General features: G+C 49.4%; 18 protein-coding genes, 1 tRNA gene and 1 CRISPR repeat array. Of the genes, 9 read left to right on the forward strand and 10 right to left on the reverse strand.

The annotated features are described in order from the left end of the window. The first annotated feature begins 82 nt into the window (after window positions 1-82). A tRNA-Lys gene (locus IX84_RS17150) sits at window positions 83-156 on the forward strand. Window positions 157-261: 105 nt separating this feature from the next. Further along, a CRISPR array of direct repeats spans window positions 262-3,446; the repeat unit is 30 nt; unit sequence GTTTCAATTCCAATCTGGTGCGATTAAGCG. A 410-nt stretch (window positions 3,447-3,856) separates the two neighbouring features. After that, window positions 3,857-4,450, forward strand: a complete 594-nt coding sequence (locus IX84_RS17155) for a Uma2 family endonuclease (protein ID WP_044223505.1) — start codon at window positions 3,857-3,859, stop codon at window positions 4,448-4,450. 64 nt (window positions 4,451-4,514) lie between these two features. On the opposite strand, the gene cas2 is transcribed toward IX84_RS17155, so the two are convergent. The 8 genes from cas2 to cas6 all read right to left on the reverse strand — a co-directional run bounded on the left by cas2 (window position 4,515) and on the right by cas6 (window position 12,370). Continuing rightward, window positions 4,515-4,778 (reverse strand): CRISPR-associated endonuclease Cas2, encoded by a 264-nt coding sequence (gene cas2 / locus IX84_RS17160; protein ID WP_044223507.1) that lies wholly within the window; start codon window positions 4,776-4,778, stop codon window positions 4,515-4,517. Further along, window positions 4,778-5,788 (reverse strand): type I-B CRISPR-associated endonuclease Cas1b, encoded by a 1,011-nt coding sequence (gene cas1b, locus IX84_RS17165; protein ID WP_044223509.1) that lies wholly within the window; start codon window positions 5,786-5,788, stop codon window positions 4,778-4,780. The genes cas2 and cas1b overlap by 1 nt, the downstream gene beginning before the upstream one ends. An 11-nt stretch (window positions 5,789-5,799) precedes the next feature. Continuing rightward, window positions 5,800-6,294 carry a CRISPR-associated protein Cas4 gene (gene cas4 / locus IX84_RS17170; RefSeq protein WP_044223511.1) on the reverse strand — a complete coding sequence of 165 codons (495 nt, stop codon included), beginning with the start codon at window positions 6,292-6,294 and terminating at the stop codon, window positions 5,800-5,802. Further along, a complete protein-coding gene (locus IX84_RS17175) occupies window positions 6,291-7,358 on the reverse strand; it encodes a hypothetical protein (RefSeq protein WP_044223513.1) in 1,068 nt (355 codons plus the stop codon). The genes cas4 and IX84_RS17175 overlap by 4 nt, the downstream gene beginning before the upstream one ends. A gap of 13 nt (window positions 7,359-7,371) precedes the next feature. After that, window positions 7,372-8,700 carry a hypothetical protein gene (locus tag IX84_RS17180; protein WP_044223515.1) on the reverse strand — a complete coding sequence of 443 codons (1,329 nt, stop codon included), beginning with the start codon at window positions 8,698-8,700 and terminating at the stop codon, window positions 7,372-7,374. Window positions 8,701-8,703: 3 nt separating this feature from the next. After that, a complete protein-coding gene (locus tag IX84_RS17185; RefSeq protein WP_044223873.1) occupies window positions 8,704-10,977 on the reverse strand; it encodes a CRISPR-associated helicase/endonuclease Cas3 in 2,274 nt (757 codons plus the stop codon). Continuing rightward, window positions 10,970-11,566 carry a hypothetical protein gene (locus IX84_RS17190; RefSeq protein WP_044223517.1) on the reverse strand — a complete coding sequence of 199 codons (597 nt, stop codon included), beginning with the start codon at window positions 11,564-11,566 and terminating at the stop codon, window positions 10,970-10,972. Before IX84_RS17190 ends, IX84_RS17185 begins: the two co-directional genes overlap by 8 nt. Before the next feature lie 138 nt (window positions 11,567-11,704). Continuing rightward, window positions 11,705-12,370 (reverse strand): CRISPR-associated endoribonuclease Cas6, encoded by a 666-nt coding sequence (gene cas6, locus IX84_RS17195; protein ID WP_044223519.1) that lies wholly within the window; start codon window positions 12,368-12,370, stop codon window positions 11,705-11,707. Between the two features lie 282 nt (window positions 12,371-12,652). Between cas6 and IX84_RS17200 the strand changes: the two genes are divergently transcribed. Beyond that, window positions 12,653-12,943 (forward strand): DUF433 domain-containing protein, encoded by a 291-nt coding sequence (locus IX84_RS17200; protein ID WP_044223522.1) that lies wholly within the window; start codon window positions 12,653-12,655, stop codon window positions 12,941-12,943. Window positions 12,944-12,955: 12 nt separating this feature from the next. Then, window positions 12,956-13,285: a DUF5615 family PIN-like protein gene (locus IX84_RS17205; protein ID WP_044223524.1), complete on the forward strand. Its 330-nt coding sequence runs from the start codon at window positions 12,956-12,958 to the stop codon at window positions 13,283-13,285. Window positions 13,286-13,400: 115 nt separating this feature from the next. Here IX84_RS17205 and IX84_RS17210 read toward each other — a convergent pair whose 3' ends face one another. Next, window positions 13,401-14,330, reverse strand: a complete 930-nt coding sequence (locus tag IX84_RS17210) for a helix-turn-helix transcriptional regulator (protein WP_160213815.1) — start codon at window positions 14,328-14,330, stop codon at window positions 13,401-13,403. 690 nt (window positions 14,331-15,020) lie between these two features. Next, window positions 15,021-16,070, reverse strand: a complete 1,050-nt coding sequence (locus tag IX84_RS17215) for a Smr/MutS family protein (protein WP_044223527.1) — start codon at window positions 16,068-16,070, stop codon at window positions 15,021-15,023. 56 nt (window positions 16,071-16,126) lie between these two features. On the opposite strand from IX84_RS17215, the gene IX84_RS17220 reads away from it, so the two are divergent. From IX84_RS17220 to IX84_RS17240, 5 genes are all read left to right on the forward strand, one after another. Continuing rightward, complete coding sequence (locus IX84_RS17220; RefSeq protein ID WP_044223529.1) at window positions 16,127-16,780, forward strand: class I SAM-dependent methyltransferase; 654 nt, start codon at window positions 16,127-16,129, stop codon at window positions 16,778-16,780. A 677-nt stretch (window positions 16,781-17,457) separates the two neighbouring features. Further along, complete coding sequence (locus IX84_RS17225; protein ID WP_044223531.1) at window positions 17,458-19,959, forward strand: TonB-dependent receptor; 2,502 nt, start codon at window positions 17,458-17,460, stop codon at window positions 19,957-19,959. A gap of 147 nt (window positions 19,960-20,106) precedes the next feature. Further along, complete coding sequence (locus IX84_RS17230; RefSeq protein ID WP_044223533.1) at window positions 20,107-21,111, forward strand: 3-oxoacyl-ACP synthase III family protein; 1,005 nt, start codon at window positions 20,107-20,109, stop codon at window positions 21,109-21,111. A 291-nt stretch (window positions 21,112-21,402) separates the two neighbouring features. After that, window positions 21,403-22,917 (forward strand): class I adenylate-forming enzyme family protein, encoded by a 1,515-nt coding sequence (locus IX84_RS17235; protein WP_044223535.1) that lies wholly within the window; start codon window positions 21,403-21,405, stop codon window positions 22,915-22,917. A gap of 123 nt (window positions 22,918-23,040) precedes the next feature. Then, on the forward strand, window positions 23,041-24,159 hold the full coding sequence (locus tag IX84_RS17240) for a dethiobiotin synthase (protein ID WP_044223537.1): 1,119 nt from the start codon (window positions 23,041-23,043) through the stop codon (window positions 24,157-24,159). Window positions 24,160-24,166 lie beyond the last annotated feature (7 nt).

A 24,166-nucleotide genomic window follows, 5' to 3' on the forward strand; every position in this document is an offset into this window, starting at 1 on the left:
ATTTCTCCTTTGTTTTTTCCGCCAAACTGCCCTATATTTGCAACGCCTTACGAAAAAGGCACCGCAACATAGCCAATTTTAGGAACCCGTAGCTCAGTTGGCTAGAGCACTTGACTTTTAATCAAGGGGTCCTGGGTTCGAGCCCCAGCGGGTTCACAACGAAAGCCTTCAGCATAACGCTGAGGGCTTTTTTTATGCCCCAAACCGATATGGTGTGATTGAGGGATTTTTCAGTGTGTTCGGTGTTTTCCGTGATACCCGGTTTCCATTCCAATCTGGTGCGATTAAGCGGGCGTAATAAACGGAACTAACCTTCGCCTGTATATGTTTCCATTCCAATCTGGTGCGATTAAGCGGAAAAAGCCCAGTCCCTGACCATGCCTAATATTCTTAGTTTCAATTCCAATCTGGTGCGATTAAGCGCTTTAGCCTAATCGTAAAAGAATTACGCGGGAACATGTTTCAATTCCAATCTGGTGCGATTAAGCGTACGCATGACTATAGAGTTTTAAAAGTTAGGACCTTGTTTCAATTCCAATCTGGTGCGATTAAGCGTACAGGTACTTTTGTATCAGTAGGATTTATTACTTTGTTTCAATTCCAATCTGGTGCGATTAAGCGCCGAAGCGAAGGGTGATTGTCAAATTTTGGATTATGTTTCAATTCCAATCTGGTGCGATTAAGCGTGGTAATTGACAATAGCGACAAACCTGTTTTGCACGTTTCAATTCCAATCTGGTGCGATTAAGCGTTAGATAGGCTTTTTGCAACCTCTAGCGCGAAAAAGGTTTCAATTCCAATCTGGTGCGATTAAGCGCTGCCGTTACAGCCCCTGCAATGACATTCATAGCCGTTTCAATTCCAATCTGGTGCGATTAAGCGGGTTGATAGCACTTTTTCTAGATGACAACTTTATCAGTTTCAATTCCAATCTGGTGCGATTAAGCGCCTCGCATATTGCGCAATGCACGGGCGAAGAGCTAGTTTCAATTCCAATCTGGTGCGATTAAGCGGGGCAAAATGACTTACCGCAAGTACACGGACAACAAGTTTCAATTCCAATCTGGTGCGATTAAGCGTCGGCGAGATGCTGAATGTTGCCCGCCTGTTCAACAGTTTCAATTCCAATCTGGTGCGATTAAGCGTGTGGCAGGATGCGATTGGGCACTATCTGTACAAAGGTTTCAATTCCAATCTGGTGCGATTAAGCGCTTTCGTTATCATCTGCAAACCTGCTCCATTTCTCGGTTTCAATTCCAATCTGGTGCGATTAAGCGGTGCTGGGGAGCTTGCGTATCAAGGGCATACTTACCAGTTTCAATTCCAATCTGGTGCGATTAAGCGGAAGGAAAAGGTATTGTTGTTATGGCAACAAAAGAGTTTCAATTCCAATCTGGTGCGATTAAGCGACAAGCAGCGCAGGCGGCTTTGCAGGCAGAGATCAGTTTCAATTCCAATCTGGTGCGATTAAGCGGGGGGCTATAGACTTACTAGAAAATGAAATCGACGGTTTCAATTCCAATCTGGTGCGATTAAGCGGGCTAAGAACGAGGTCGAGTATATGATCAAAACCCGTTTCAATTCCAATCTGGTGCGATTAAGCGAGTAAGCGGCACCCCGAAAGCGACAAAAGTAATCGGGTTTCAATTCCAATCTGGTGCGATTAAGCGCGCACCTGGCAAAAGCATGTTATTCCGCCTGCCTAGTTTCAATTCCAATCTGGTGCGATTAAGCGAAAATACCTGAAGTAATTACTACCATTATCTTTAACGTTTCAATTCCAATCTGGTGCGATTAAGCGACGTGCTTTCCTGGAGCAGCGCAAGGCCATCTACCAGTTTCAATTCCAATCTGGTGCGATTAAGCGCTACTTTAATGCCAGCCGTAGACAGTCTACCGTCCAGTTTCAATTCCAATCTGGTGCGATTAAGCGCCGCGTGGAATCCGACCTGCAGAACGGCAAAAGCTGTTTCAATTCCAATCTGGTGCGATTAAGCGGAGATCGGGCCGGGCGAAAGCCGCCGCCTGGATTTTAGTTTCAATTCCAATCTGGTGCGATTAAGCGCTCCCCGAGCGCCCCTACTTCCCGCTTTCGCAAATGAGTTTCAATTCCAATCTGGTGCGATTAAGCGGTGCTGGGTTGGACCGGCGCGGGTGGCTACTTCACGGGTTTCAATTCCAATCTGGTGCGATTAAGCGTATCTCTAAGGCGGAGGACCTGCCGGAATACTCAGGTTTCAATTCCAATCTGGTGCGATTAAGCGCGAGATTACAACCGTACAGGCGGGCGAGGTTTTCCAGTTTCAATTCCAATCTGGTGCGATTAAGCGGCAGCGAGTGGGTGGGAATCGGACACCGGGAACCAGGTTTCAATTCCAATCTGGTGCGATTAAGCGTCCCATCAGGCGCGGCGGCTTATGCGCTATATGAGTTTCAATTCCAATCTGGTGCGATTAAGCGTGCTTTTAAGCTCGAGCCACCCTCCTTTAGGGTGTAGTTTCAATTCCAATCTGGTGCGATTAAGCGACGCAGACGGCAAAGAGCTGCTGTACAAGGTGGACAGTTTCAATTCCAATCTGGTGCGATTAAGCGGAAACCGTGGAAGAACCGGCGGAAGATGTAACCGAGTTTCAATTCCAATCTGGTGCGATTAAGCGCTTTCTGGATATTTGAGCAATATCTACAATGCTAAGTTTCAATTCCAATCTGGTGCGATTAAGCGTTGATAGCAGTAAGGCTGGAAGAACTGGAAAGAATAAGTTTCAATTCCAATCTGGTGCGATTAAGCGTCGTGTACTTTACATTTATACGGCCGGGGGAGCTGGTTTCAATTCCAATCTGGTGCGATTAAGCGCCGCCCACTGACGACGTAGCGGGCAGCCAGACCAAGTTTCAATTCCAATCTGGTGCGATTAAGCGTTTACTGCTTCGGACTTCATCACTTGCCTGTATGAGTTTCAATTCCAATCTGGTGCGATTAAGCGGAGATAAACGCCTGGATTGCCTCCATGAACCAATACGTTTCAATTCCAATCTGGTGCGATTAAGCGTCAGGGCAATGGCTCCCTTCATGCTCTTTTCGCCTAGTTTCAATTCCAATCTGGTGCGATTAAGCGTGGCACTCAGCCGGGCATTCTCAAAAACTTTGCCCAGTTTCAATTCCAATCTGGTGCGATTAAGCGGCTTCCACCTGACTGCCGAGCTCCTTTTTGTTTACGAGTTTCAATTCCAATCTGGTGCGATTAAGCGCGGCAGTGTTGACCTTTCGACCTATCTGGATAATAGTTTCAATTCCAATCTGGTGCGATTAAGCGTGATTGAGCTGGTCGGAGAAATTAATGCCGATTACCGTTTCAATTCCAATCTGGTGCGATTAAGCGTCGCCCTCATCAGGAGTGCCCAGATACGAGCTGGAAGTTTCAATTCCAATCTGGTGCGATTAAGCGGCCGGTAAAGCCTATGTGTAAGTAACTAAAGATTAACCAATTGTCAAAGAACATTGAGCCTTTTTAGCTCCGGTTTTTCGTCGGCCGCCGGTAAGCTGATTTTGCCGCGAGGTCGACGACTGGCTTAACACATTGATGACCAGTATTTTGAGTATTTCAATGGGTCCGCGTTTTATACCGTTTGTGTTTTCGGCCGGCAGGTCGACGCACGCTCCAAACACCGGCTGACCTCCTTTTGCTTCAGCCCGGTCACCCGTTTGTCGGTCTGGCACCCACTAAAGATAAGGATACTTCCGGAAGATTCTACCCTGATGAAGATGGTGTTCTGAATCCTTCACTAACAGCCCCGACAGACAACAATAAAGTTGAACTATTGGCCATTTCTCTGTATTTTAACTAAAAGCATTGGCATGATTACCAGCATCGATCAATTGGACCTGTCCAAAAAATACACTTATGCCGACTATCTCAGCTGGCAACTGGAAGATAGGGTCGAACTTATTCGTGGAAAGGTCGTGCAAATGGTATATACACCAGGTACTTCCCATCAAACGGCCTCCATTAATCTGCAAGGAGTTATCGGCAGCTATCTGAAAGACAAAAATTGTAAGCTGTTTAGCGCCCCGTTTGATGTACGTCTGCCTTTGCCGGAAGCAGATCAACAACATCGATCGGAAACTGTTGTGCAGCCCGACCTCTGCATCATTTGCGACCTCGGTAAAATCGATGATCACGGCTGCAATAGTGCACCCGATTGGATCATCGAAATCCTTTCCCAAAGCACCGCCCATAAAGACCTCAACGAAAAGTTTGAGCTGTACCGCCACGCCGGCGTACAGGAGTACTGGGTGGTGCACCCGGCTGAAGGTACAGTGCTCCCTTACTGGCTGGACGCTGACGGGCAGTATGCCTTGCCGCGCTCCACCCCGTACACCGTGGGGGATAAGGTGCCGGTGGGGCTTTTCCCTGGGGTTGAGGTGGAGTTGGGGGCGGTGTTTGGGTGAGCAGATGCTCACACTGGTATTTCAAAGAGCATTGAACACAGATCAAAATCGGGGTTTCTCCATCCTACAAAAACTGGTCAATCTCATTTTTCTCCAGCCCGATTACCTGTTTGTCCAGCCAACGCTCGTTCCTACTGCTAAAGATAATGATACTGTCGTAAGATTCATCCATAATCTGCCAGGCTTCAAAGATTAACTCCTTGAGCTTGAGCTCGCTGATGGCGCCTTCAAAGACAGAGTTCTGAATCCAGTTGAGGTAGCGGCGGCACAGCTTCAGCATTTTGCCGACCCGCTTTTGATGAACATCGTAGACCAGGATTACGTACATTACCACCAGATTTTGAAGGGTTCAAACTGAGGCTCCATTTTGAGCAAGTGCTTTGCTAGTTTGTAGCAGTCTAGGCGGAGTAAGTGCCGGTAGCTGACCTTGCGCTCCAGTTTCCGGTGCTGTATCGTCTGTTGCAGGCGTTCTTCCCAGGCTTGTACCACCTTTTTCCGGCCAGCTGGCGATAGAAAGCAGGCATTGTCTACCCAATCGAAGTGTTCGGGGCGGATTTCCCTGCGGTTGCATAATCGGAAGATTAGTCGGTCTACAAGAATAGGCTTGAAAATTTCGGAAATATCCAAGGCCAGGCTGAAACGGCGGGTGCCCGGTTCGTGCAAATAACTCAGGGTAGGGTTGAGCTGTGAATTGTAGATGGCATCAAGGCATACAGTATAGCAAAGTGAATTGCCAAAACTAATCAGTGCGTTGAGCTCGTCTGCCGGTGGCCGCTTGCGCCTTCCCTTCCACTCAAAAGTATCAATGATGCTTCCAAAGGATTGGTAGTACGTTTGCCGGGCATTGCCTTCCAATCCCATCAAATGCCCTACATTCTTTGCATTTGGCAACTCTGCTTTCAGTTGCTCGACCTGCATTATAATGTCGCTGAGCTCCCGGCCGCGGTTTCCATAATACCTTAAGTTTTTGAGGATATTAAACATACTGGCTTCTACGAAGGCCTTTGCTATGCCCAGGCGCTGCGAAGTCTCACGGTAGGCATCAGCCTGAGCTATTAGAAGCTGGCCAGCGAGTAAATGTTCTTTGGGGGCAAAGCTTCCGGTGTAATGCTGGTAGTAATCAAAGAAGTGAACCGGGATATGATTGCGCCCCAAAAAATTGTACAAGGCACTATTGGTATCCAAACTGCCGAAAATATAAAGCGCACTAACGCCTTCTACCGGTAGGTACCTTGGCTTCAGGTCCGATCGTTCCTCGGTTGGCTGAGGTTCAAACTTCAGGGTATTCTCGCGCCGGCTCATGCGCCCGGGATTGAACAGGTAATACGCTTTCTTCATAGCTATACGGTTTATACAAAACAAAAGTCCCGGTACGCACAATTTTGGCAGTAGGCTTTTTTGACCAAAGCCGGGCAGTGATCTTGTTTCACAATCCGTTCGATTTCAGCTTCCCAGCCCTGAATATCTTGCCGGATTTCATCGGTAAGCGTTACTGTTCTGCTACGCCGTTGTTTTGGATATTCAAGTATACCCTGTACGCCATCAATACCTGCTTTTTCCAATAGATACAGGTAGTACTGGACTTGCGCCACATGGGCGTGCTCCAGTTTAGGGCTTTTCTTGACTTCCCGCACCAACTTTTCGCGTGGGTCGAAGTGGTCAATTTTCAGGAACCCCAGGTTGAGCTCCCGCCAGCGGGAAGCACGGTGGGCGTAAGACTGCTTTCCAATAAGCTTGCCTTCGCCCACCGCAGCGCTGTTGTCCTCCTGCCGCATGCCCCGGTGGTGCAGCCACAGCTTTCGGTGGCAAAGGTGGTAGTAGGTGATGTGGGACGCGGAGATCATGAGGTTTGCATGATTCCCTTCTGCAACTCTTGCAAAATGTGTTGCTCTGCATTATTCATGGCATTACCGTCTACAACCACTTCGCTAACAAAACCTTTTACTGCTGGAGCTAAAAACAACTCAACACCGTCAATAGAATCATCAATTACTGGTGCTGCCTTGTAAGGCTGCGTTGCGTCTTCCACAATATCCGCGCGGATAGCATTGATGATACTGTTTGCGTTGTTGCTAACAGCCAGAGCTAATGTCCCCTGCGGGCTAAAAGTACGGCTCTGATTACTCGTTATACGCCAGTTGACAATTGCTTTGGCTAAAGCTTTAAGAATCTGACTTTGCCGTTCTGCAGGGGCGTATAAGCGCTCTCCAACTTCCCTCCATCCCTCTTCTTTCAGCTCGGCTATTTGCTCTTCAGTAATTTCCGGATCATACTGGTTAGTAGAAACGGAGAAAAGCGTAGTTAAGTCAACAGCTATATCAAAGACAAACAATCCATTTGCTCGGGGACCTAATTTGAGCCAGTTACGCATGGGAAGCGTTTTATCAGCTTCAGTTAAATACGCTTTTATTTCTTCCGGGCTGAGTTCATTGCCTTTTTCATCTGTAACCCTCACCTTATGATAGCCAGGTTGATCGCTACGGTCAAATGTGCCGCTTTCAGAATCTTCCAATCGAGCCAGGGACGGATGTAATGGCCTCATGGCTGAGATAGAAAGAGGGCTTCTTCTTTTTACAGCGGTAGCACCTTTTTGGGCGCGCATCCATCCACCTATAAGTTGATCGGCATATTTTGGGTCGCAAGGGTTCCAAGGCTCTTTTTGGTCAGATTGTTTGACTTCGCCTGCTTTAGCTTTTTTTAGCTGGTAGTTGAACGTGATAGGGGCACGTCGTTCCCCATCCATGGATTCTACCATAGCATCAAGTATAGAGCGTTTCACTTGTTGGCCACTTGAGTAGGGCTGGGGTTTGTTTGTCAATGCATCCCAATAGTGCTTTTGCCCGTCACTAACGCCAAAGACAGTATGTTCAACTTGGCGCAATCCTCGGATATAAATGAATCTAGACATAGTGATTAATTTTTTAAAGTTTATTGTATGCATGCTTAAAGCGTACAAGCGTGATGAATAGCGGGACATTAGTTGCTGGCATCCGCATCAGTTCGTGTACCGTTTTCTCAAAAACGCCTTTCTGCTCAGCAGCAGGAGATTGTTTAAATTCTTCTTCTGTAATAAGGTCAGTCAGTGCGGTTATAAATTGCTTCTTACCGCCTGCTTCTAAGACTTTCGCAACAGCTTGCGAAAGGACTTTTTTACCTCTGGATGAGGGCCCTACCTTAGACAGGACTTCAGCCAGCTCTTGTGCAGTCAAGAGTAACTCTTCGTTCTTAAGCATAGCAATGATCCATGTTTGATATATTCTGAAATTGATGATAGTATTTTCACTGAACTTGATAGACTTTGGACTTTGATCTCTGGTAGTCATATATTTCCGGAGGTCTTTGGGCTCTACTGCCCTTAATCCGATAGCTCCCATTCGGCAAGCCTGAAAAAAGCTTAGTTCAGTGTCGTATAGCGCTTCTAAGCTTTTTCTTTCCCTGGTGAAATCCTCTGCGCCGAAGAGTTTCTCGTACAGCGTTGATAACTTTTGTATCTCACCTAGCTTGATCGGCACGAAACCGATGGACTTATTAGTCTGCCCAAACGAATAGATGTAGGTCATGATATCCGGCTTTTCCGCAACCCTTATCAAGGCGAAAAGAACACTAATCCAAGAGGGTGTAACAAAGGCGCTTACCCCATCCTTTTCATTCATTGCATTTGGAGGTGGAAACCCTGCTAATCTGTCTTTTTCAACTTTTCGGCTAGCATTATGTATCAACCACCATGCATTCCAACTGTCAATTTGGTGTGGCGCAAGAGTATCATAATCGTTTAAAAACTTTCTGTAATAGCTCCAGCCCGCTACAATTAAATCAAGAACAGCAGGCGTTTTTAAAAGTAGAGAAACCCCTCCTTTGACTCCAATACCTGCGGCCATCCCCAGCCAGGAGTAGTAGGCATCATCGGTATGAAAACCAATATCTATTTGACTAATTTGGCTTGCGGTAGCGGAGGAAAGATCCCGGCTGAATCCGCCCATAAAAAGGTGCCCTTCCCGCCCCTCCAGCACTTCCACATCTTCATGAAAAGCAGATAGCGCTGCCTGCCTGACTTCTGTCGTAAGCGGCCTTTTCTTTTTCTGCTTGTAAGCTTGGTCAAATCTAGAGTTGTTAACCCACATCAAGTAGCGTTCACTATCAAAAAACAACGGAAAGAACTCTTCGTTAAAGTACGTTTTGACAGTGACCTCTCTCCCTGTACGTTCTTTCCAGCGGCTAAAAATCAATTTTCCGATTTCTGCTGTATACATAGACTAAAGGATTTGTGCGTTAGGAGATACTTGCTTTTCTGCGATGAGCCCTCTTCGGTCCTTTTCATCAAACTTATAGCGCTCATCCGGAAGAATTAATGGATAGCTTCCTGACTGCTCGATAGCCAATTTGTTATATCTGTTGAAGTTTCCAGGTACAGGTATCTCGTAAAGTGGCTTTTTATCATGTCGGGCATATCGGTACTCTTCTACTTCACTGGCTAAAACACAGCACTGCCCTTCAATACCCAGGGCTTCAATGATTACACCCCTGGGGCGGTGCTCCAACTTTTTCATTCTGCAGTGGTCGCCCTCTATAAACTGGTAATCATTGGAAGTGGGGATGGGGGCGCTTTCAGGATAGACTTCATCCAGAAGAGACTGTGTCATTTTCTCTTTAAATACATCTCCGTCCGGTAAAACCTCATAAGAGCGTTTAACGACTTCTATATCATAAGGCAAAACCTCCCTGGGTTTTTCAGAAGGAGCAAGGACATGAATAGGTCTTAATTTCCGCTCACTTTTTGGTTTCCTTTTTCTATTGACTCTCCCGAAGCGCTGAATCAAAGCATCAAGAGGTGCTGCTTCTGTAATCATGCGGTCATAAGAGATATCCAGGCTAACTTCTACAACCTGTGTAGCCACCGCAATCGCTGCCTGGGTTCCGAAGCTGGGGTCTTGTAATTCGATTACCTCTTTTTCAAGTTTTGCTCGGTCCTTTCGCCGATATCGGCTATGAATTAGGACTATAGGTATATTGCTGTGTTTTTGTCGTAGTGATTCGTAGATTTCTTGTGCCCTTTTTACTTGGTTTGCAACTATCAATATGCGCTCCCCTTCGGCAATAGCAAGGTCAATGATTGAATCCATGCCAGCACGATCTATGGGGCTACCTTCATGACTTTTATAAATGACATGACGGTCAAAATCCTCAAGTATATGCTCATCTAGCTCTACTTGATATACAGAATCTGAACCTCCAAGTATAGTTAATAATCGATGAGCGAGGGCCGTAGGTAGAGTAGCAGTTCCGATATGCACACTGCATTCCAGCACAATCAATCGCTGCACTATTTCAAGTACCATCCGTTGTGCTTTATCACTAAAGGTATGGACCTCGTCTAGAATCACATCTTGTCCACGCACATCCAAAGCTATGCTTTCATGACCTGGCGTGCCAAAAACCAAGGCAGACAATTGGTGTGGCGTCATCACCTTAATAGAAGCTCCAGGATGATGCTGCATGTCAACATCTTCAGATGCTTCTTCTGCAATCCTTTTTCCTGCTGGTTCGGTTTCGAGACTGACTTTTGAAGCGGCATGCACTCTCCTTATATCTTCTTCTGGGAAGTCGTCCTTAAACCGCTTATACATCGCATTAATAGAAGCCTGGAAAGGTAAAGTGTAAAAAATACGACCCTTACACCTTCGAACAAGAAAGTCGGTTTTACCTGCTCCCGTGGGTGCTGTGACCAGTGTATGCTTTTTGGCAACATCTACCTTTACCTGTGAAAGCGGGTACAAATAGGCACGTTCACTCTTTGTCCGCTGTTCATAAGGTTTTGTGTCCGGCACCTTGAATAGTTTAAGGGTCTTCTTTGTCGTTTCATTCTGGAAACCGCTGGCAAAATGGTCAGCAGTCATGAGCAAGCCGCGATGCGGCGACCAATCATTTGGCATGCTTTCCACATAATCTATAGCGTATTTTAAAGCATCTGATGCTTCTTCTTCAGAAATTTCAATTTTAGGCAAGCCAAATGTTGAAGCGACCTCAATTGCAGCGGGTGCCCATTCCTCATAGTAGTTCAAGTGTGTTTCGAGTATCATTGATGGATCTCCAGCTTCTTCTTCCAACAGGTCAAGCAAACCTCTGCCGGATTTGTCTCCAACGATAGACTTGTGATGAGCTACAACCATTTCGATTAGCGCCGGCCACTCCTTTTTTGGGAAAAGCGGCAAAAATGCCAAAGAGGAGTATTCATGCCGATGCGTAGGTACTTTATCCAGGTCCCTCCACCTTAGCTCTTTTCTAATTGCTTCGCTTCCTGCCAGCTTTTTGAGCCATCCTTCTCTGTGCTCTTTGGGTTTGTCAAGAAGCATCGCTTGAAATACCGGATGCCCCTTGCCCAAGTCATGTAGGATAGCACCTTTTATCGCCAATTCCTGATCAAATGAATAGGCTTTTGCGAAAGCCTCTATGGCTTGAACTACATGCAAAGTATGCTCCTCCAGGAACAACAAGCCTCTATCTGCACTTTTTGCCAGAAGATTACGCATAGTCGTGAAATTGAGAAGCATCACCAATTATTTCAAGTCGACCGTACATAGGAACGGCTTGATGATACCGATTGTACCCAACCAAAAAGGCTTCATCAAGGTGTTCGCCGAACTGTAGCTCAAAGCCTACTAATTCCTCAAATTCAGCCTCAGGCATCGACTGTAGATCAGTAGGATATACCAAGTCTTCATTTCTGCAGAGACATAGGTGCTGCTGGGCCGCGATCTCCGCATCAGGTAGTGACTCAAAAGCCAAGTACAGTATAGGGTTCAAGAGCACACTGCGGAAAAGAATGCCCTGCTGCCGTCTCATTTTAACTTTTGCTTTTTGACCCTTTATCTTTTTTGTCTCGTAATCCGCCCCTTGAATAACTTCCATTTGCCTTGCCAATCCATTATAGGCAAGCCTGTGGCGTTTGATCTTGAATATACCTTGTTCTGAGAGCAATTCCGGGAAAAGCTTTTTCTCCATTCCTTCAACTATACTGGGTGTAAGGAATTGCTGCGAAAATGTCTCTCCATCCCGAACCGCCGTCCAAGGCTTAATAAACCCAAATGGGCCGGTATACTTCACGACGTGATAATCCATAAATCAATTTTGTGAAACTAAATGCCTATGTAAATCTGTTGCTTACCAAGAGTGCAAGTTGCTATGGTTTCTCAAACCCGCACCTTGCGGAGGATGCCAGTATTGGCACGGTTGCGTAGGAATTTGCACCCATTATCTTCACCGCAGCGCCCCAAACCCAATCCCCGTAGAATGCCCGGCCCCCACATCCCAGGCAAAGCGCACCGCTTCCGGGTCGCCCTCCACAATGACCGGGCAGAAGGTGCCAATCAGGTCAATCTTATTGAAGGTGATCTTCTTGGTCTTCGGATTTTGGTATTCCGGGTCAAATGCTACGGTGGCGTTGCTAGCCAAGCCGGCCCGTTCAAGCTTTTTTTGAAGGGTAGCAGTCATCAGGGCATTCGCATCTTCATCGCCGGGGAAGACAAACTGTTGCCCATTATCTTCTTCCCGCCGTTTTTTGATGAATATCGGGCTTTGGGCGATAAATCGCTGCCGCTCTCCAAAGTCGGGCGTGGTACGCATCCTTACTTCCTCTACTCGCATCCCCCACTGTATCTTCTCATCCTTGAACAAACCTGACACAGCGCTTTTGTGCAGGCCTTCGAGTGGAGAGCTGATAAAGAACTCCGCACCATTTCGAAAGTCATAGCCTTTTTTATCCCGGCGCATCTTCCCACCGTATAGCCAGGAAAGGGAATACAATGAAATCTCATCGTGCAGCTCGTTCTCTCCAAGCCACTTGTGAAAAGCGCCTACCAATGCCCTCTGGTAATTGAAGGGTACAATCTCTGTATTCGGTGTTAACTTCAAGTATATTCTCATAAGCCATCATTTTTATCATCATACACAGCGGCAAAGCTACAGCCACCCCTGGGGCAGCTATCACCCCAGCTAAATATTTTTCCTTAGAAATGTGCTATCGGTAAGTACAGATGAAGCGTCAGGAACGCTACTGTAGCATTATTGTACGGTGAATATACGACATTGTTTCAAACGAAAGACACAATTGAGGCGGCTAAAATCTCAACAAGCTCCAAGCCGAACTGCTGCCCCTGCTTTCATTTTTGCTCATTTTATCGTAGATTACCGGATAAACGATTAGACATGGCAGCAACCGTTTTAACAGATAGAATCGTCCGCACAGATGATATTTGCGGTGGTCAAGCTAGAATTGAGGGCACCAGGATACGAATACGCGATATTGTAAACTGGATAGAATTGCAAGGGCAAAGCGCTGACGAAATAGCAGCTGCATATGAGCTTGAGCTTGCCGATATCTACATGGCAATGGCATATTACCACGCGAATATAGAAGCGCTCCAAGAGCAATGGAAGCAACTAGACGCTGAAGTAGCAGACCTGATGCGGTTCACCCCATCCAAAATCAAAAAATAAAGTCTTTACTTCGTGTCAGACATACGCTTCTATCTGGATGAGCATATCGCGGGTGCCGTCGCTAAAGGCCTTAAAAGCCGCGGAATTGAGGCCCTAACCTGCATCGAAGCCGGCATGCGCACCGCATCAGACATCGCTCATATTGAGTTTGCCTACATCAACAAGTATGTTATAGTCACTTGCGACAACGATTTCCTGCGCTTGCACTCAGAAGGTAAACCGCATGCAGGTATAGCATTCGCAACACGCCCATTTGCAATAGGGGAATTCATCAGAAAATTGCAAGTCCTTCATCAATCTCTTCGCATGAAAGACATGGAAAACCATATAGAATTTCTCTGATCTAATTCTCAAAAGACCACTTGAGCACATCCACTGTCCTAAGTAACAGAAAGTGCACCACTCCTAAAAAACTCACCCCTCACCCCTAACCCCCTCACCCCTAACCCCCTCACCCCTAAAACCGCATCCGCTCCCGCTCCCGTTCCAAATGCCGCTTCAGGCCCTCCGGTGCAATCACCTCAATGACCTGATGGTGGAAGCCCAGGATGAAATTACTCAGCCCATAGAATTTATGGTTGACCCGGCATTGGAAGTCGAAGACGTTGTCCTGCTCCGCATCTTCCTGAATGTAAGCTTTGGTCAGGGGGTAGCGCTCCACCAGCTCATTGTAGGCTCCTACTTTTAGCCTAAGGTGCACAAGCACTTGCCGATCATCGACAATACGGAACGGATCAGTGGCCAGCACCTTGTGCCCCTCCTCGTGCATCCAGTGTGTATCCGTCATCCGAATACGCCTGATGCGGGAGATACGGAAGTGGCGCGTATCCTCCTTATCAAGGTCGAAGGCCTGTACGGTATCATCTTCTATCCGGGTATGAAAGGGTTCCACCCGGCGGTCAGACACCACATTGCTATTGGAGGAGCGGTAGCCAAGGAGTACCACCTGTATTTTCTGCTCCTGCGCTTGCTGCAGCAGCTGAAATTTGGTCAGGTAAGGCCGCCGCCAATGTTCCGGCCCTGGGGTGCTCACCGACCTGGGGGTATCTGCTGCCCCAGGGTAATCCTGGCGGTTCCCAAAAATACTGGAAAGTCGCTTTTGAAGCTGCGTAATTTTTTCGGAGGGGCTGTCCAGGTGATTGAGTGCCCTAAGCAACAGCAACTGCTCCGACTCATTAAGTTGCAGCAGGGCTTTCAGGTCTTCAAAGGGTTTATCTGCCGCGAAAGCATAGCGGTAGTTGGAGTCATAATCAAGATCAAACCCGGTATTCCGGATCGCTTCAAAATCGTTTTTTATGGTGTCGGCAGAGACCCCGTAAAGGTCCGCTAATTCCCGTTTTGTGTATCGGTACGGTTGCTCCTGAACCGCACGGAGGACTTTTAGCAATCTGCTTTTTGTACTATATTCATGACCTTTTGATGCCATTGTAATACCATTTTGATGTCAATAGATTTCGTGGCAACTAAAGTAGTTAAAATGAAAATAAACCGGGCAGCCGTTGTTTAAGGGCTTAAATTAAGCTGCCATAAATACGCTGCAAGCGGACCGGTCGAAATAGGATATGATATGTTGCTTTTGCCGCAAGACAGGCGCAGGAGGTTAGCTAATCAGCAAGACCTCCGTCTGTTATGAAGTTCGTACTGTTCCCGGCGGGTTCATAACGAAAGCCTTCAGCATATTGCCCGGTTACCGGCTGAATTGATTAGGCGGAATGGGGTTGGTGTGGATGGGGGGACCACGGAACACGCGGAATACGCGGAAAACATGGGAGCCACAGAAAAAGGTTTTTGGGGTTTGGTCTGGTGCAATTAAGCGGCGCATCCGTGTATTCGGTGAATTCCGTGGTATCTAATCTGGTGTGGATGAGCGGCGCTTCTAAATACGCGGGCGTCTGTTCTTTCCGCAATGAATGCCATTTTCACAGGGTTTAGAGTTTTACCCAATAAAGATAAGGCTCTCGGAGTTCATTTGCAGGAATGGCTGTAGTCTTTAGCAGCAGAAAGGGTTTGGTAAGGAGCCTGATAGCAAAGAAATCCGTTTTCTCCAAAAGCACGGCACATCCCCAATGCCTACCCATCAAAAAATAACCTCCGTAGCCCCGTACCCATACCGGTGGTGGTACTCATTGCGAAAAGAGCGGACCTCCGGCATCTGAATAAGCCGGCTCGCAATCGAATCCCGCAGCTTGCCTTTGCCGATACCGTGGATGATGAACACCCGCTCCACCCCCAATCGGATGGCCTTGCGCATATACTGGTCGAAGTGGAACAGCTGTATGCGCAAGATTTCAGCATTGCTCAGCTTTTTGAAGTCGCTGCGGAGCTCTTCGATGTGGAGGTCGATTTCCGGGATGAACTCCGCCATTTCCAATACCTCGTGGGGCATACGGGTGCGGATGTCCTGCCACTCGGGTTTTGGGCGGTAATTTTTGCGGGTGTAATCCCGGAGGTCTTCGGCTTCTTCTTTTGGTGGCTGCTGATCAGCATCTGGCTCGAAGACCAGGAACAGGTGGACTTTCCGGTTGAGCAGAGGAGCTGTTTTGGTCCGCTTGAAGAACTGCTTGGGCCGTATGCGCAGGGTTTTCTCCATTTTCGGGCCGGTGCCGGAGGTGGTCAGGCGCCAGCAGGAGACGACCGCAGTAGGGGTGTCATTCAACTGGTCAAAGTGCAGCTGCCCCACCGGGACATAGGACGTGCGGTCGATCTTATGGTTCTCGCGCTGAACCACACGCCCGTCAAGCTGTAGCTCGAAGGTGAAAAGGTAGTCGCTCCGGGTGTCGTTGAGCAGGTAGATATTGTACTGCCGCACCTGTCCGTCGGGTTCCGGCAGCGGGTCAAAAGCCAGTTGGATGCCTTTGCTCTTGATGATCAGGTACTGGCTTTCAATCGGCGGGCGCTCCGGAGGCGTTTCCACCTTGTCCTGCTTGCCCGGCACAAATTTCGCCTTCACCGGTGGCTTATTGGATGGTGTCGGGTCCGGCCGGGAGAGGTCCTCCAGAAAGACCGGGATTTCGTCCCCGTCATCAAGGCGTACCTTCGCCATGCCCTCCTCATGGAGGAGTTCTGTGACAACCCCGTTTTCACGCAAGTGGACCAAACGCACCCGCGTACCCACTGATACGAGCATGGCTTTTTTGATTTTGATTACCTTTGAACGCTCACAAAGTACGACGCTCACCGGTCATGGCAAAAAAACAACATTTTAATTTAAGGTGGAAGATCGCGCAATGGGCGGAAATCCGTTGGTGGAAGCGCTATTTGTCGGAAAAAATGCCGGAAGATTACCTGGCGCAGAAAGCCGCTTACTGGCAGCGGGTAATGAAAGAGCTGGGCATTGCCGTGCCGCCGGGCAGTACGGTGCTCGATGCTGGTTGTGGGCCGGCGGGCATTTTTATGGTGCTCGATGGGGCAGCCGTCACCGCTGTAGACCCTCTTTTGGAACGTTATCAGGCACTGCCGCATTTTCAGCCTGCACGGTATACCGGTGCCACCTTTCGGCAAATGGCGCTGGAGGACCTCTCGGAGGAGGCGATGTACGACTACGTTTTCTGCCTCAACGTCATTAATCACGTTGCAGATATGCCATTAGCCCTGCTACGGTTGCGGCAAGCGCTCAAGCCTGATGGAACCTGCTGGCTTTCCGTAGACGCACACCACTATCCGATATTGCAACCGGTTTTTGCTGCAATTCCCGGAGATGTGCTGCACCCACATCAACACACCCTGCCTCAGTACGAAACACAGGTGAAAAGAGCAGGCTTCAGCATCTTACGCAGACAACTCCTAAAGCCCGGCGGCTTATTCGATTACTGGGTCTTTGAGCTGAAAAAAGCTTAGACTGTGTTGGGATTTCACCCTTTGGGCTGCATTTGCCAAATTTTATCCTGCACTTCGTTGCTCTTCAGTCGCTTAGCTCAGGCTAGGCTCCCTCATCGCGCCTTGTTCAGAATAAAATTTGACTTCATTCGCTCCAAAAGCGAATTCCCAACGCAGTCTTAACAATCCGGGCATTTCTTGCACCGCTTCCCTTTCTTGTACTTTTTACAGCACTTTTTCTTCTTCTTCGCCTCCACAATGGGGAGTGGAAATGGCATACGTACTGCAGTTGGATCGGCATCAGTCCGGTTGGTCGATCTTCTGGTCATGGCTTTTGCTTGTTGATAGAATGAATCGTTAGTTTTATTTAGACAAATTTAAAATAAGCTGGTTCTAAAATGGAATGACGAATGTCACCTTTTTTGTCATGGGAGTGCCATAAAAAATAACTGCAAGTCAGGGCATGGATTTTAAGATTGTTAAGTCTTGTAAAATAGGAGTTTAGGGGTGTTTTATTGGTGGGTTAAGTTGTAAGTCAAGCCATGATGAATATCAACGGTACTTGGTATGGAAGCCCCAATCCCTAATTTTGACTATCCGAATTTTAATTGGCAATAGTTTTTCTGCGTAGCCTAAAATTTTAGCTAAGGCGTCGCTATTGCCTGATTGTTCTAACCGAAAGAGAAAAGACCATGTTTATGAAACGACTGTTTACCCTTGCAGTCCTGGTATTGCTATGCCTGTCGGCATGGGCGCAAACCGGGCAAATTTTCGGTGTAGTCACCGATGACCTTACCAATGAGCCGCTGATCGGCGCCAATATTTTGATTGAGGGATCCTCTGTCGGGACGTCCACAGATGAAGATGGGCGTTACCTCGTCAACGTCAAACCGGGGACTTATACGATTGTGGTATCTTATGTGAGTTATCAGCCTTCCAAAGCCACTGTGCGTGTAGCGGAAGGCGGGCAGGTGGAGCAGGATTTCGCCATGACTGCCGGTGGGATTATCGGTAGCGAGGTGGTGGTGTCTGGTTCCAAGCGCCCTGAAAAGCTGGTGGAAAGCCCGGCGACGATCGAAACCATCTTCGCCCGGCAAATCCAGGAATATGCGGGTAACCCTGCGGAACTGATTGCCCGTCAGAAGGGGGTGGATTACTTCCGGGCAGGTATTGCCACTCCGGCCTTCAACATCCGGGGCTTCAACTCTAACTTTAACGCTAAGAACCTTCAGGTGACTGATGGGCGGTACTCCACGCTGATTGCTACCGGCCTGCCTTTTGGCCCGCTGAACACCACCATCAAAGAAGATATTGAGCGGGTGGAGGTCGTGCTAGGCCCCAATGCGACCATGTATGGCCCCAATGCCCACAATGGATTGCTCAATATTGTGACCAAGGACCCCCGTACCTCCGAGGGGACGACGATCACGCTTAATGGAGGCGTCAGCGGCGATGGCGACCCGCTCTACTCAGTGCGCCTGCGGCACGCCAACAAAGTGAATGACAAGTTTGCCTACAAAATAATGGGCGAGTACTCCGCCGCTACGGAATTCGAATGGGCGGACTCTATTTTCATCGACCGGCTCGACGCCAAGGGCAATTTACGCGGCACACCGGAGTATGAAGGCCCCGATGGCATTGCCGAAGGGTATGAAGAGCTGGAGCTTGACCGGGGCATTGACTTCACGAGACTGGAAGGCGCCCTGTATTATACGCCGACAAACGATCTTGAATTCATTTTTAACACTGGCTACAGCAACAGCAATTACCTTTCCCCAACCAACGTGGGCCGGAATCAGATCATCGACTGGCAGGTTTACTTTGCGCAAGCCCGGGTGAATTACAAGAATTTCTTCGCCCAGTTTTACTACACCGGCAGTAGCACCGACGATACGTATTCTATTGACGACCGCACCAAGCGTTATTACACGGGTATTGACCTGGCAGGCCTGAGTGACGAAGAGGCCCGTGGGGACTACTCTTACGAAACGGGGGCGCTTTTTCAGGATGCCTCCAGCCGTTCCAATGCGGAGATTCAGTACAACGAAAATTTTGGTGGACTGGAGCTGATTGCCGGTGCGCAGTGGCAACAAGACCGCGCCAATTCCAACGGCACCTACCTCATTGAGAATGAGTTTAATCCGTTTTGGGATGGCGATAATATCGTCGTCAATCAGTACGGTGCCTATGCGCACCTGACCTACAACTTCGGTGGCGGGTTTAAAGCAATTGGCGCCGCCCGCTATGATTACCACGATGTGTACGAGGCCAACTTTGTACCGAAATTCGGCCTGCTGAAAATTGGAGATTATGGCAGCTGGCGCCTGACTTACGGGCAGGGCATTGCCGCCCCTACTATTCTCAATATGTTCGGTGACCTGTTCAGCGGTTTGATCCTGGGCAATGCAGATGGCTTCACCCTGGCTGACGGCACAATGGTGCCTAAGCAAACCGTGGAACGCCTGCAGACGATCGAACTGGGCTACCGCGGCCAGGTGATCCCCAATAAGCTGTTTATTGATGCGAATGCTTATTACAATATTTCCGAAGACTTCCTGAGCCCGGTCACTGTAGTTGGAGTGACAACGGCCCGTGGCGATCAGCCTATTGAGGATGTGCAGTCTGGTTTTGGTGCCTATGGCGGCTTGGTAGCGACTTACATCAACTTTGGCCTGGTCAACACCTATGGTGCAGACCTTTCAGCTACCTACTACTTCACGCCGGAATTCAGCATGACCGCCAACTACTCCTACTTTGACTGGAGTGTGGATGAGGACAACGCGGAGAATGACTTCAATGGCGATGGCGTGGTGAACTTCCTGGATATTCTGGTGAACGCACCGACGAACAAAGGCGGCATCGGGCTGGATTATTCCGATGAAAAATTCTCTGCCGGGCTTTATGCCCGCTGGGTGGAAGCGTTTGACTACTTCTCCAGCTTCCAGATTGCGTCCAGGTCTTATCCCGACCTTACCTATCGTGGCCGCCCGATCATTGAAGATGCCCGCAGTGCCGATACTTACAACTACGGCCCACTTGGCGGATTTGTGACCTTTGACTTAAACCTTGGTTACCGCTTTAATGACCGTTATCAGGTGAATTTATCAGCGGTTAACCTTTTCAATCAGGAGCTGCGTGAATTCACGGCAGCTGCGCCAACCCGCGGTATTTACACGCTTGAATTCCGGATCAACCTCTAATCAGGCAGTCCGAAAACACCAAGAGGGCATGTTCGTAAAAAAGGCCTTGACTTTACGGGCATGCCCTTTCTTTTTGGCCTCCAATGGAAAAAACGGACGGCAAATACTACATTAGCTTTTTATTCGAAATCAAAACCAATTCAGCGCATGCGCAATGCTTACATCTGCTCTGTGGGAGCCTATGCACCGGAGCAGGTCATACCGAATAGTTATTTCAATGAAACCTTGGGAGAAGACGTCGACACCTGGTTGCGGGAGAACGTTGCCATTTACGAACGTCGCTGGTGTACCGAGGAAGAAAGTACCGCCGATCTCAGTGAAAAAGCCGCTCTTCAGGCGCTGGAGCGTGCCGGGCTGCAACCGGAGGATATTGACCTGATCATTATCTCCACGGATACGCCGGAGTTTATTTCCCCTTCGACCTCCTCTGTGGTGCAGGACCGCCTGGGTGCGAAAAATGCCGGGACCTTCGACATCAATACCGCCTGTGCGGGCTTTGTAACGGCCATGGACATAGGCTCCAAATACATCCGCTCCGATGAGCAGTACAATCATGTGCTCGTGATCGGGGCGTACGCGATGAGCAAATACCTGAATAAAGCCGACAAAAAGACGGTCACGCTCTTTGCGGATGGGGCTGGGGCTGTGGTGCTGAAAGCCGGTGGGGACACCTCAAAGGGCGTGCTGGCCACCGAGCTGATCACCGAAGGGCAGTACAACGAATGGATGGGCATCTACGGTGGTGCGGCCAGGCAGCCGGTGACGCATGAGATGATCGAACAGCACGGGCACCAACTGCAGTTTGTCCGTAAATTCCCCAAGGAGCTCAATCCTGAAATCTGGTCTAAAATGGCCAATGGGCTGAGCCACCGCATTGGGGTCAGCAATGAAGAGATCGATCACTTCTTTATCACTCAGATCAACATCCACAGTATCTGGGAGACGATGGACCGCCTGGGGCAGCCCCGGGAAAAAGCCCATACCGTGATGCATTATTATGGCTACACCGGCTCGGCCTGCATTCCGATGGCGTTTAACAAGGCTTACGAAGAAGGCAAGCTCAAAGCCGGGCAGCTGGCCTACTTCATTGGCTCGGGCGGCGGGCTGGCTTTTGCCAGTGCGGCGGTGCGCTTTGGGGAGGAGCTGGAATAGGGGGGCACGCAGCGAGTGCGGAGAGTGGCACGCAAAGGACGCGGAGATAGGGGTTCACGCGAAGGGCGCGGAGAGTGGCACGCAAAGGACGCGGGGATAGGGGTTCACGCAGAGAGGGGGTTACGCAAAGAGCGCGGAGAGTGGCCTAACTCGATGCCTGCTGCAAATGCAACCGATGGCAGGGCTGTGACTCCAGAATTTGCCCCTTTGCGGTCTTTGCGTGAAAACCCAACAAAGAATTATTTTACCGGTATAAAATAGCGTTTAGTATAGTACGAAACCCTAACCACCATGCAACCACAAACGATACCACAACAAGACTGGACCGCCCGGTGGGCGCTCTACAGCCCGGAAAAAGTAGCCGTCAGGGAAGCGGAAACCGGGCGTACTTTGACCTACGGGCAGCTCGACCGGCTTAGTGATGCCCTCTGTACCCATTTACAGCAGCAGTATGGCGTGCAAACCGGCGACCGCATCGCATTGCTGGCCGAAAATAACCTGGAATACATTGCCCTGTTTGCCGCGATGCAGCGCATGGGCTTTGTGCTCGTCCCGCTGAATTACCGCCTGGCATCAGCTGAGCTCGACTACCTGCTGAAAGATGCGGCGCCCAAGCTGGTGATCTGTGAAGACAAATTCGAAGCAACCCTCAAAGCCGGTGAGGTGCTGGCAAAAGTGCCCCACTACCTGCCCTGGGCAACTTTGGAATCCTTTTGTGAAGCTCAGAAAGACGAAGCGCAGCCTCCTTTCCCCCTGCAAGCGGTAGGGGAGGACCACCCGGCCTTCATCCTTTACACTTCCGGCACTACCGGTTTCCCTAAAGGCGCTATTTACAGCCACAAGATGCTCTTTTGGAACAGCATCAATACGGCTATGAGCCTCATCGTCAATACGGAAAGCCGTACGGTTAACGTCATGCCGCCCTTCCACACGGGTGGATGGAATGTACTGACCACGCCCTTCCTGCATCATGGCGCCTACACGGTGCTCATGCGCAAGTTCGACCCGGAGCGGGTGCTGCAGCTTTTGCAGGAGGAACGGGCAACGCTTTTCATGGGCGTCCCCACCATCCTGAAAATGATGGCAGATGCACCGGGCTTTGAAGCCGCGCAATTTCCCGACCTGTACTACCTGATCGTAGGTGGAGAGCCTATGCCAATCCCGCTTATTGAGCAGTGGGATGCAAAAGGTGTACCGGTACGGCAGGGCTACGGCATGACCGAAGTAGGCCCCAATTTATTCTCCCTGCATCAGGCCGATGCCATCCGAAAGAAAGGCTCGATTGGGCGGCCCAACTTTTACGTACAAACCCGGATTGTGGATGCACAAGGGCAGGACGTTGCACCCGGTACGCCCGGCGAACTCTGGCTAAAAGGGCCGATGGTCACCCCGGGTTACTGGCAAAATGAAGCCGCGACCCAAAAGGCGGTCACAGATGGCTGGTTCCACACCGGCGATATGGTAAGGGCGGACGAAGGGCACTACTTCTTTGTGGTGGACCGCATCAAGAACATGTATATCTCCGGAGGGGAAAATGTGTATCCGGCAGAGGTGGAGCGGGTATTACAGGCTCACCCGTCAGTAGCCGAAGCCGCTGTAATTGGTGTGCCGGATGAAAAATGGGGGGAGGCCGGCCGGGCTTTCGTTGTACTGCATGCCACAGGCAAAGCCGGGGAGGCAGAAATCCTGCGTGCCTATTGCAAAGCGCACCTGGCCAAATTCAAAGTGCCACGGGATATCGTCTTTTTGGATGAACTGCCCAAAAACGATACCGGTAAAATCAACCGGGCCGCGCTGAAGGGATAACAGGGGGCGCAGGACGTGGCATTTGAGAGGCAAGAGCGTGGTCTTTACCGCAGCGCAGTTGCGAAAACTCCCTTTTCAGATGAGAAAAAATCCCTACCTTAACCGCTCTCAAACAAAGCGCCTATGAAAAATATCTATGTCGCTGCGACCGGGCAGCATATTGGAAAGACCACGTCCACACTGGGCATTGTAGCTAATTTGCAAAAAATGGGCTACAGTACCGGTTATTGCAAGCCGGTCGGACAGCAGCACCTCACAGTCAATGGGAAGACAGCCGATAAAGATGCGGTCCTCTTTTCCCAGGTAATTGGCTTCGAGCTTATGCCGGAGTACCACAGCCCGGTCATTCTCGGGCGGGGCGCTACCAAAGCTTATCTGGCTAATCCGGAAGATTTCAATTATCCACAGGCCATCCACGCAGCGGCTAGCAAGCTGGAGCCTGATTTTGATATTATGGTTTATGAAGGGACCGGCCACCCGGGCGTGGGCGGCGTGGTGGACCTCTCCAACGCTGATGTGGCCAAAATGCTCGATGCTGCCGTGGTCATGGTGGTGGAAGGAGGCATTGGGCGTACCATTGACCGCCTGATTATGAGCATGGCGCTGTTCCGGGAGCAAAACCTCCCGCTGATTGGCGTGATTGTCAACAAGGTCATCCCGGAAAAGCACGATGAAGTCACGCAGTTCGTAGGCAAGAAGCTGGAGCGGATGGGTATCCCCTTGCTCGGGGTCGTCCCTTTTGATAAGACCTTGTTGTTTCCCATCATGGAAACGGTTAACGAAGTCGTTGGCGGCCGGGTGGTCTTCAACGGGCACCGCCTCAATAACCGGGTGGAGGACATCATGGCAGGCTCATTGGTTGACCTCAATGAATTCAGTGCTTTTCGGAATATTCTTCTGGTGGTGAGCCACAAGCGCCTGAACGAGGCCATCGAAAAGGTCAAGCAAATTGCCAAGGTGAAAAACCTAAAGCGCACCCCACTGTCCGGTGTAATCGTGACCGGCGATGGCAAGCAGGCCAACTGGTACAAGCCTGAAGAAATGGAGCACCCCTACTTCATTAAAAATGAGATTCCAGTCATCACGACACAGCTTGATACTTATGGTTCAGTGGTCAAGGTGAGCCGCATCGAGGTAAAGATCAATACCCGTACGCCCTGGAAAATCAAACGGGCCATTACTTTGATCCGCGAGCATGTGAATTTTGACCTGATGATTGAGGAACTGCAGAAATTGAGTTGATCTTGCC

The sequence above is a fragment of the Phaeodactylibacter xiamenensis genome (assembly GCF_000759025.1).
Taxonomy (GTDB): Bacteria; Bacteroidota; Bacteroidia; order Chitinophagales; family Saprospiraceae; genus Phaeodactylibacter; species Phaeodactylibacter xiamenensis.

Excerpts from the sequence above, each read along its gene's own strand:
- IX84_RS17235 (WP_044223535.1), top strand. The coding sequence starts at position 21,403 with ATGCAACCACAAACGATACCACAACAAGACTGGACCGCCCGGTGGGCG.
- IX84_RS17240 (WP_044223537.1), top strand. The coding sequence starts at position 23,041 with ATGAAAAATATCTATGTCGCTGCGACCGGGCAGCATATTGGAAAGACC.
- IX84_RS17215 (WP_044223527.1), bottom strand. The coding sequence starts at position 16,070 with ATGCTCGTATCAGTGGGTACGCGGGTGCGTTTGGTCCACTTGCGTGAA.
- IX84_RS17180 (WP_044223515.1), bottom strand. The coding sequence starts at position 8,700 with ATGTATACAGCAGAAATCGGAAAATTGATTTTTAGCCGCTGGAAAGAA.
- IX84_RS17225 (WP_044223531.1), top strand. The coding sequence starts at position 17,458 with ATGAAACGACTGTTTACCCTTGCAGTCCTGGTATTGCTATGCCTGTCG.
- IX84_RS17220 (WP_044223529.1), top strand. The coding sequence starts at position 16,127 with ATGGCAAAAAAACAACATTTTAATTTAAGGTGGAAGATCGCGCAATGG.
- IX84_RS17185 (WP_044223873.1), bottom strand. The coding sequence starts at position 10,977 with ATGCGTAATCTTCTGGCAAAAAGTGCAGATAGAGGCTTGTTGTTCCTG.
- IX84_RS17230 (WP_044223533.1), top strand. The coding sequence starts at position 20,107 with ATGCGCAATGCTTACATCTGCTCTGTGGGAGCCTATGCACCGGAGCAG.
- IX84_RS17190 (WP_044223517.1), bottom strand. The coding sequence starts at position 11,566 with ATGGATTATCACGTCGTGAAGTATACCGGCCCATTTGGGTTTATTAAG.
- cas6 (WP_044223519.1), bottom strand. The coding sequence starts at position 12,370 with ATGAGAATATACTTGAAGTTAACACCGAATACAGAGATTGTACCCTTC.
- IX84_RS17155 (WP_044223505.1), top strand. The coding sequence starts at position 3,857 with ATGATTACCAGCATCGATCAATTGGACCTGTCCAAAAAATACACTTAT.
- cas4 (WP_044223511.1), bottom strand. The coding sequence starts at position 6,294 with ATGATCTCCGCGTCCCACATCACCTACTACCACCTTTGCCACCGAAAG.
- cas1b (WP_044223509.1), bottom strand. The coding sequence starts at position 5,788 with ATGAAGAAAGCGTATTACCTGTTCAATCCCGGGCGCATGAGCCGGCGC.
- cas2 (WP_044223507.1), bottom strand. The coding sequence starts at position 4,778 with ATGTACGTAATCCTGGTCTACGATGTTCATCAAAAGCGGGTCGGCAAA.
- IX84_RS17200 (WP_044223522.1), top strand. The coding sequence starts at position 12,653 with ATGGCAGCAACCGTTTTAACAGATAGAATCGTCCGCACAGATGATATT.
- IX84_RS17175 (WP_044223513.1), bottom strand. The coding sequence starts at position 7,358 with ATGTCTAGATTCATTTATATCCGAGGATTGCGCCAAGTTGAACATACT.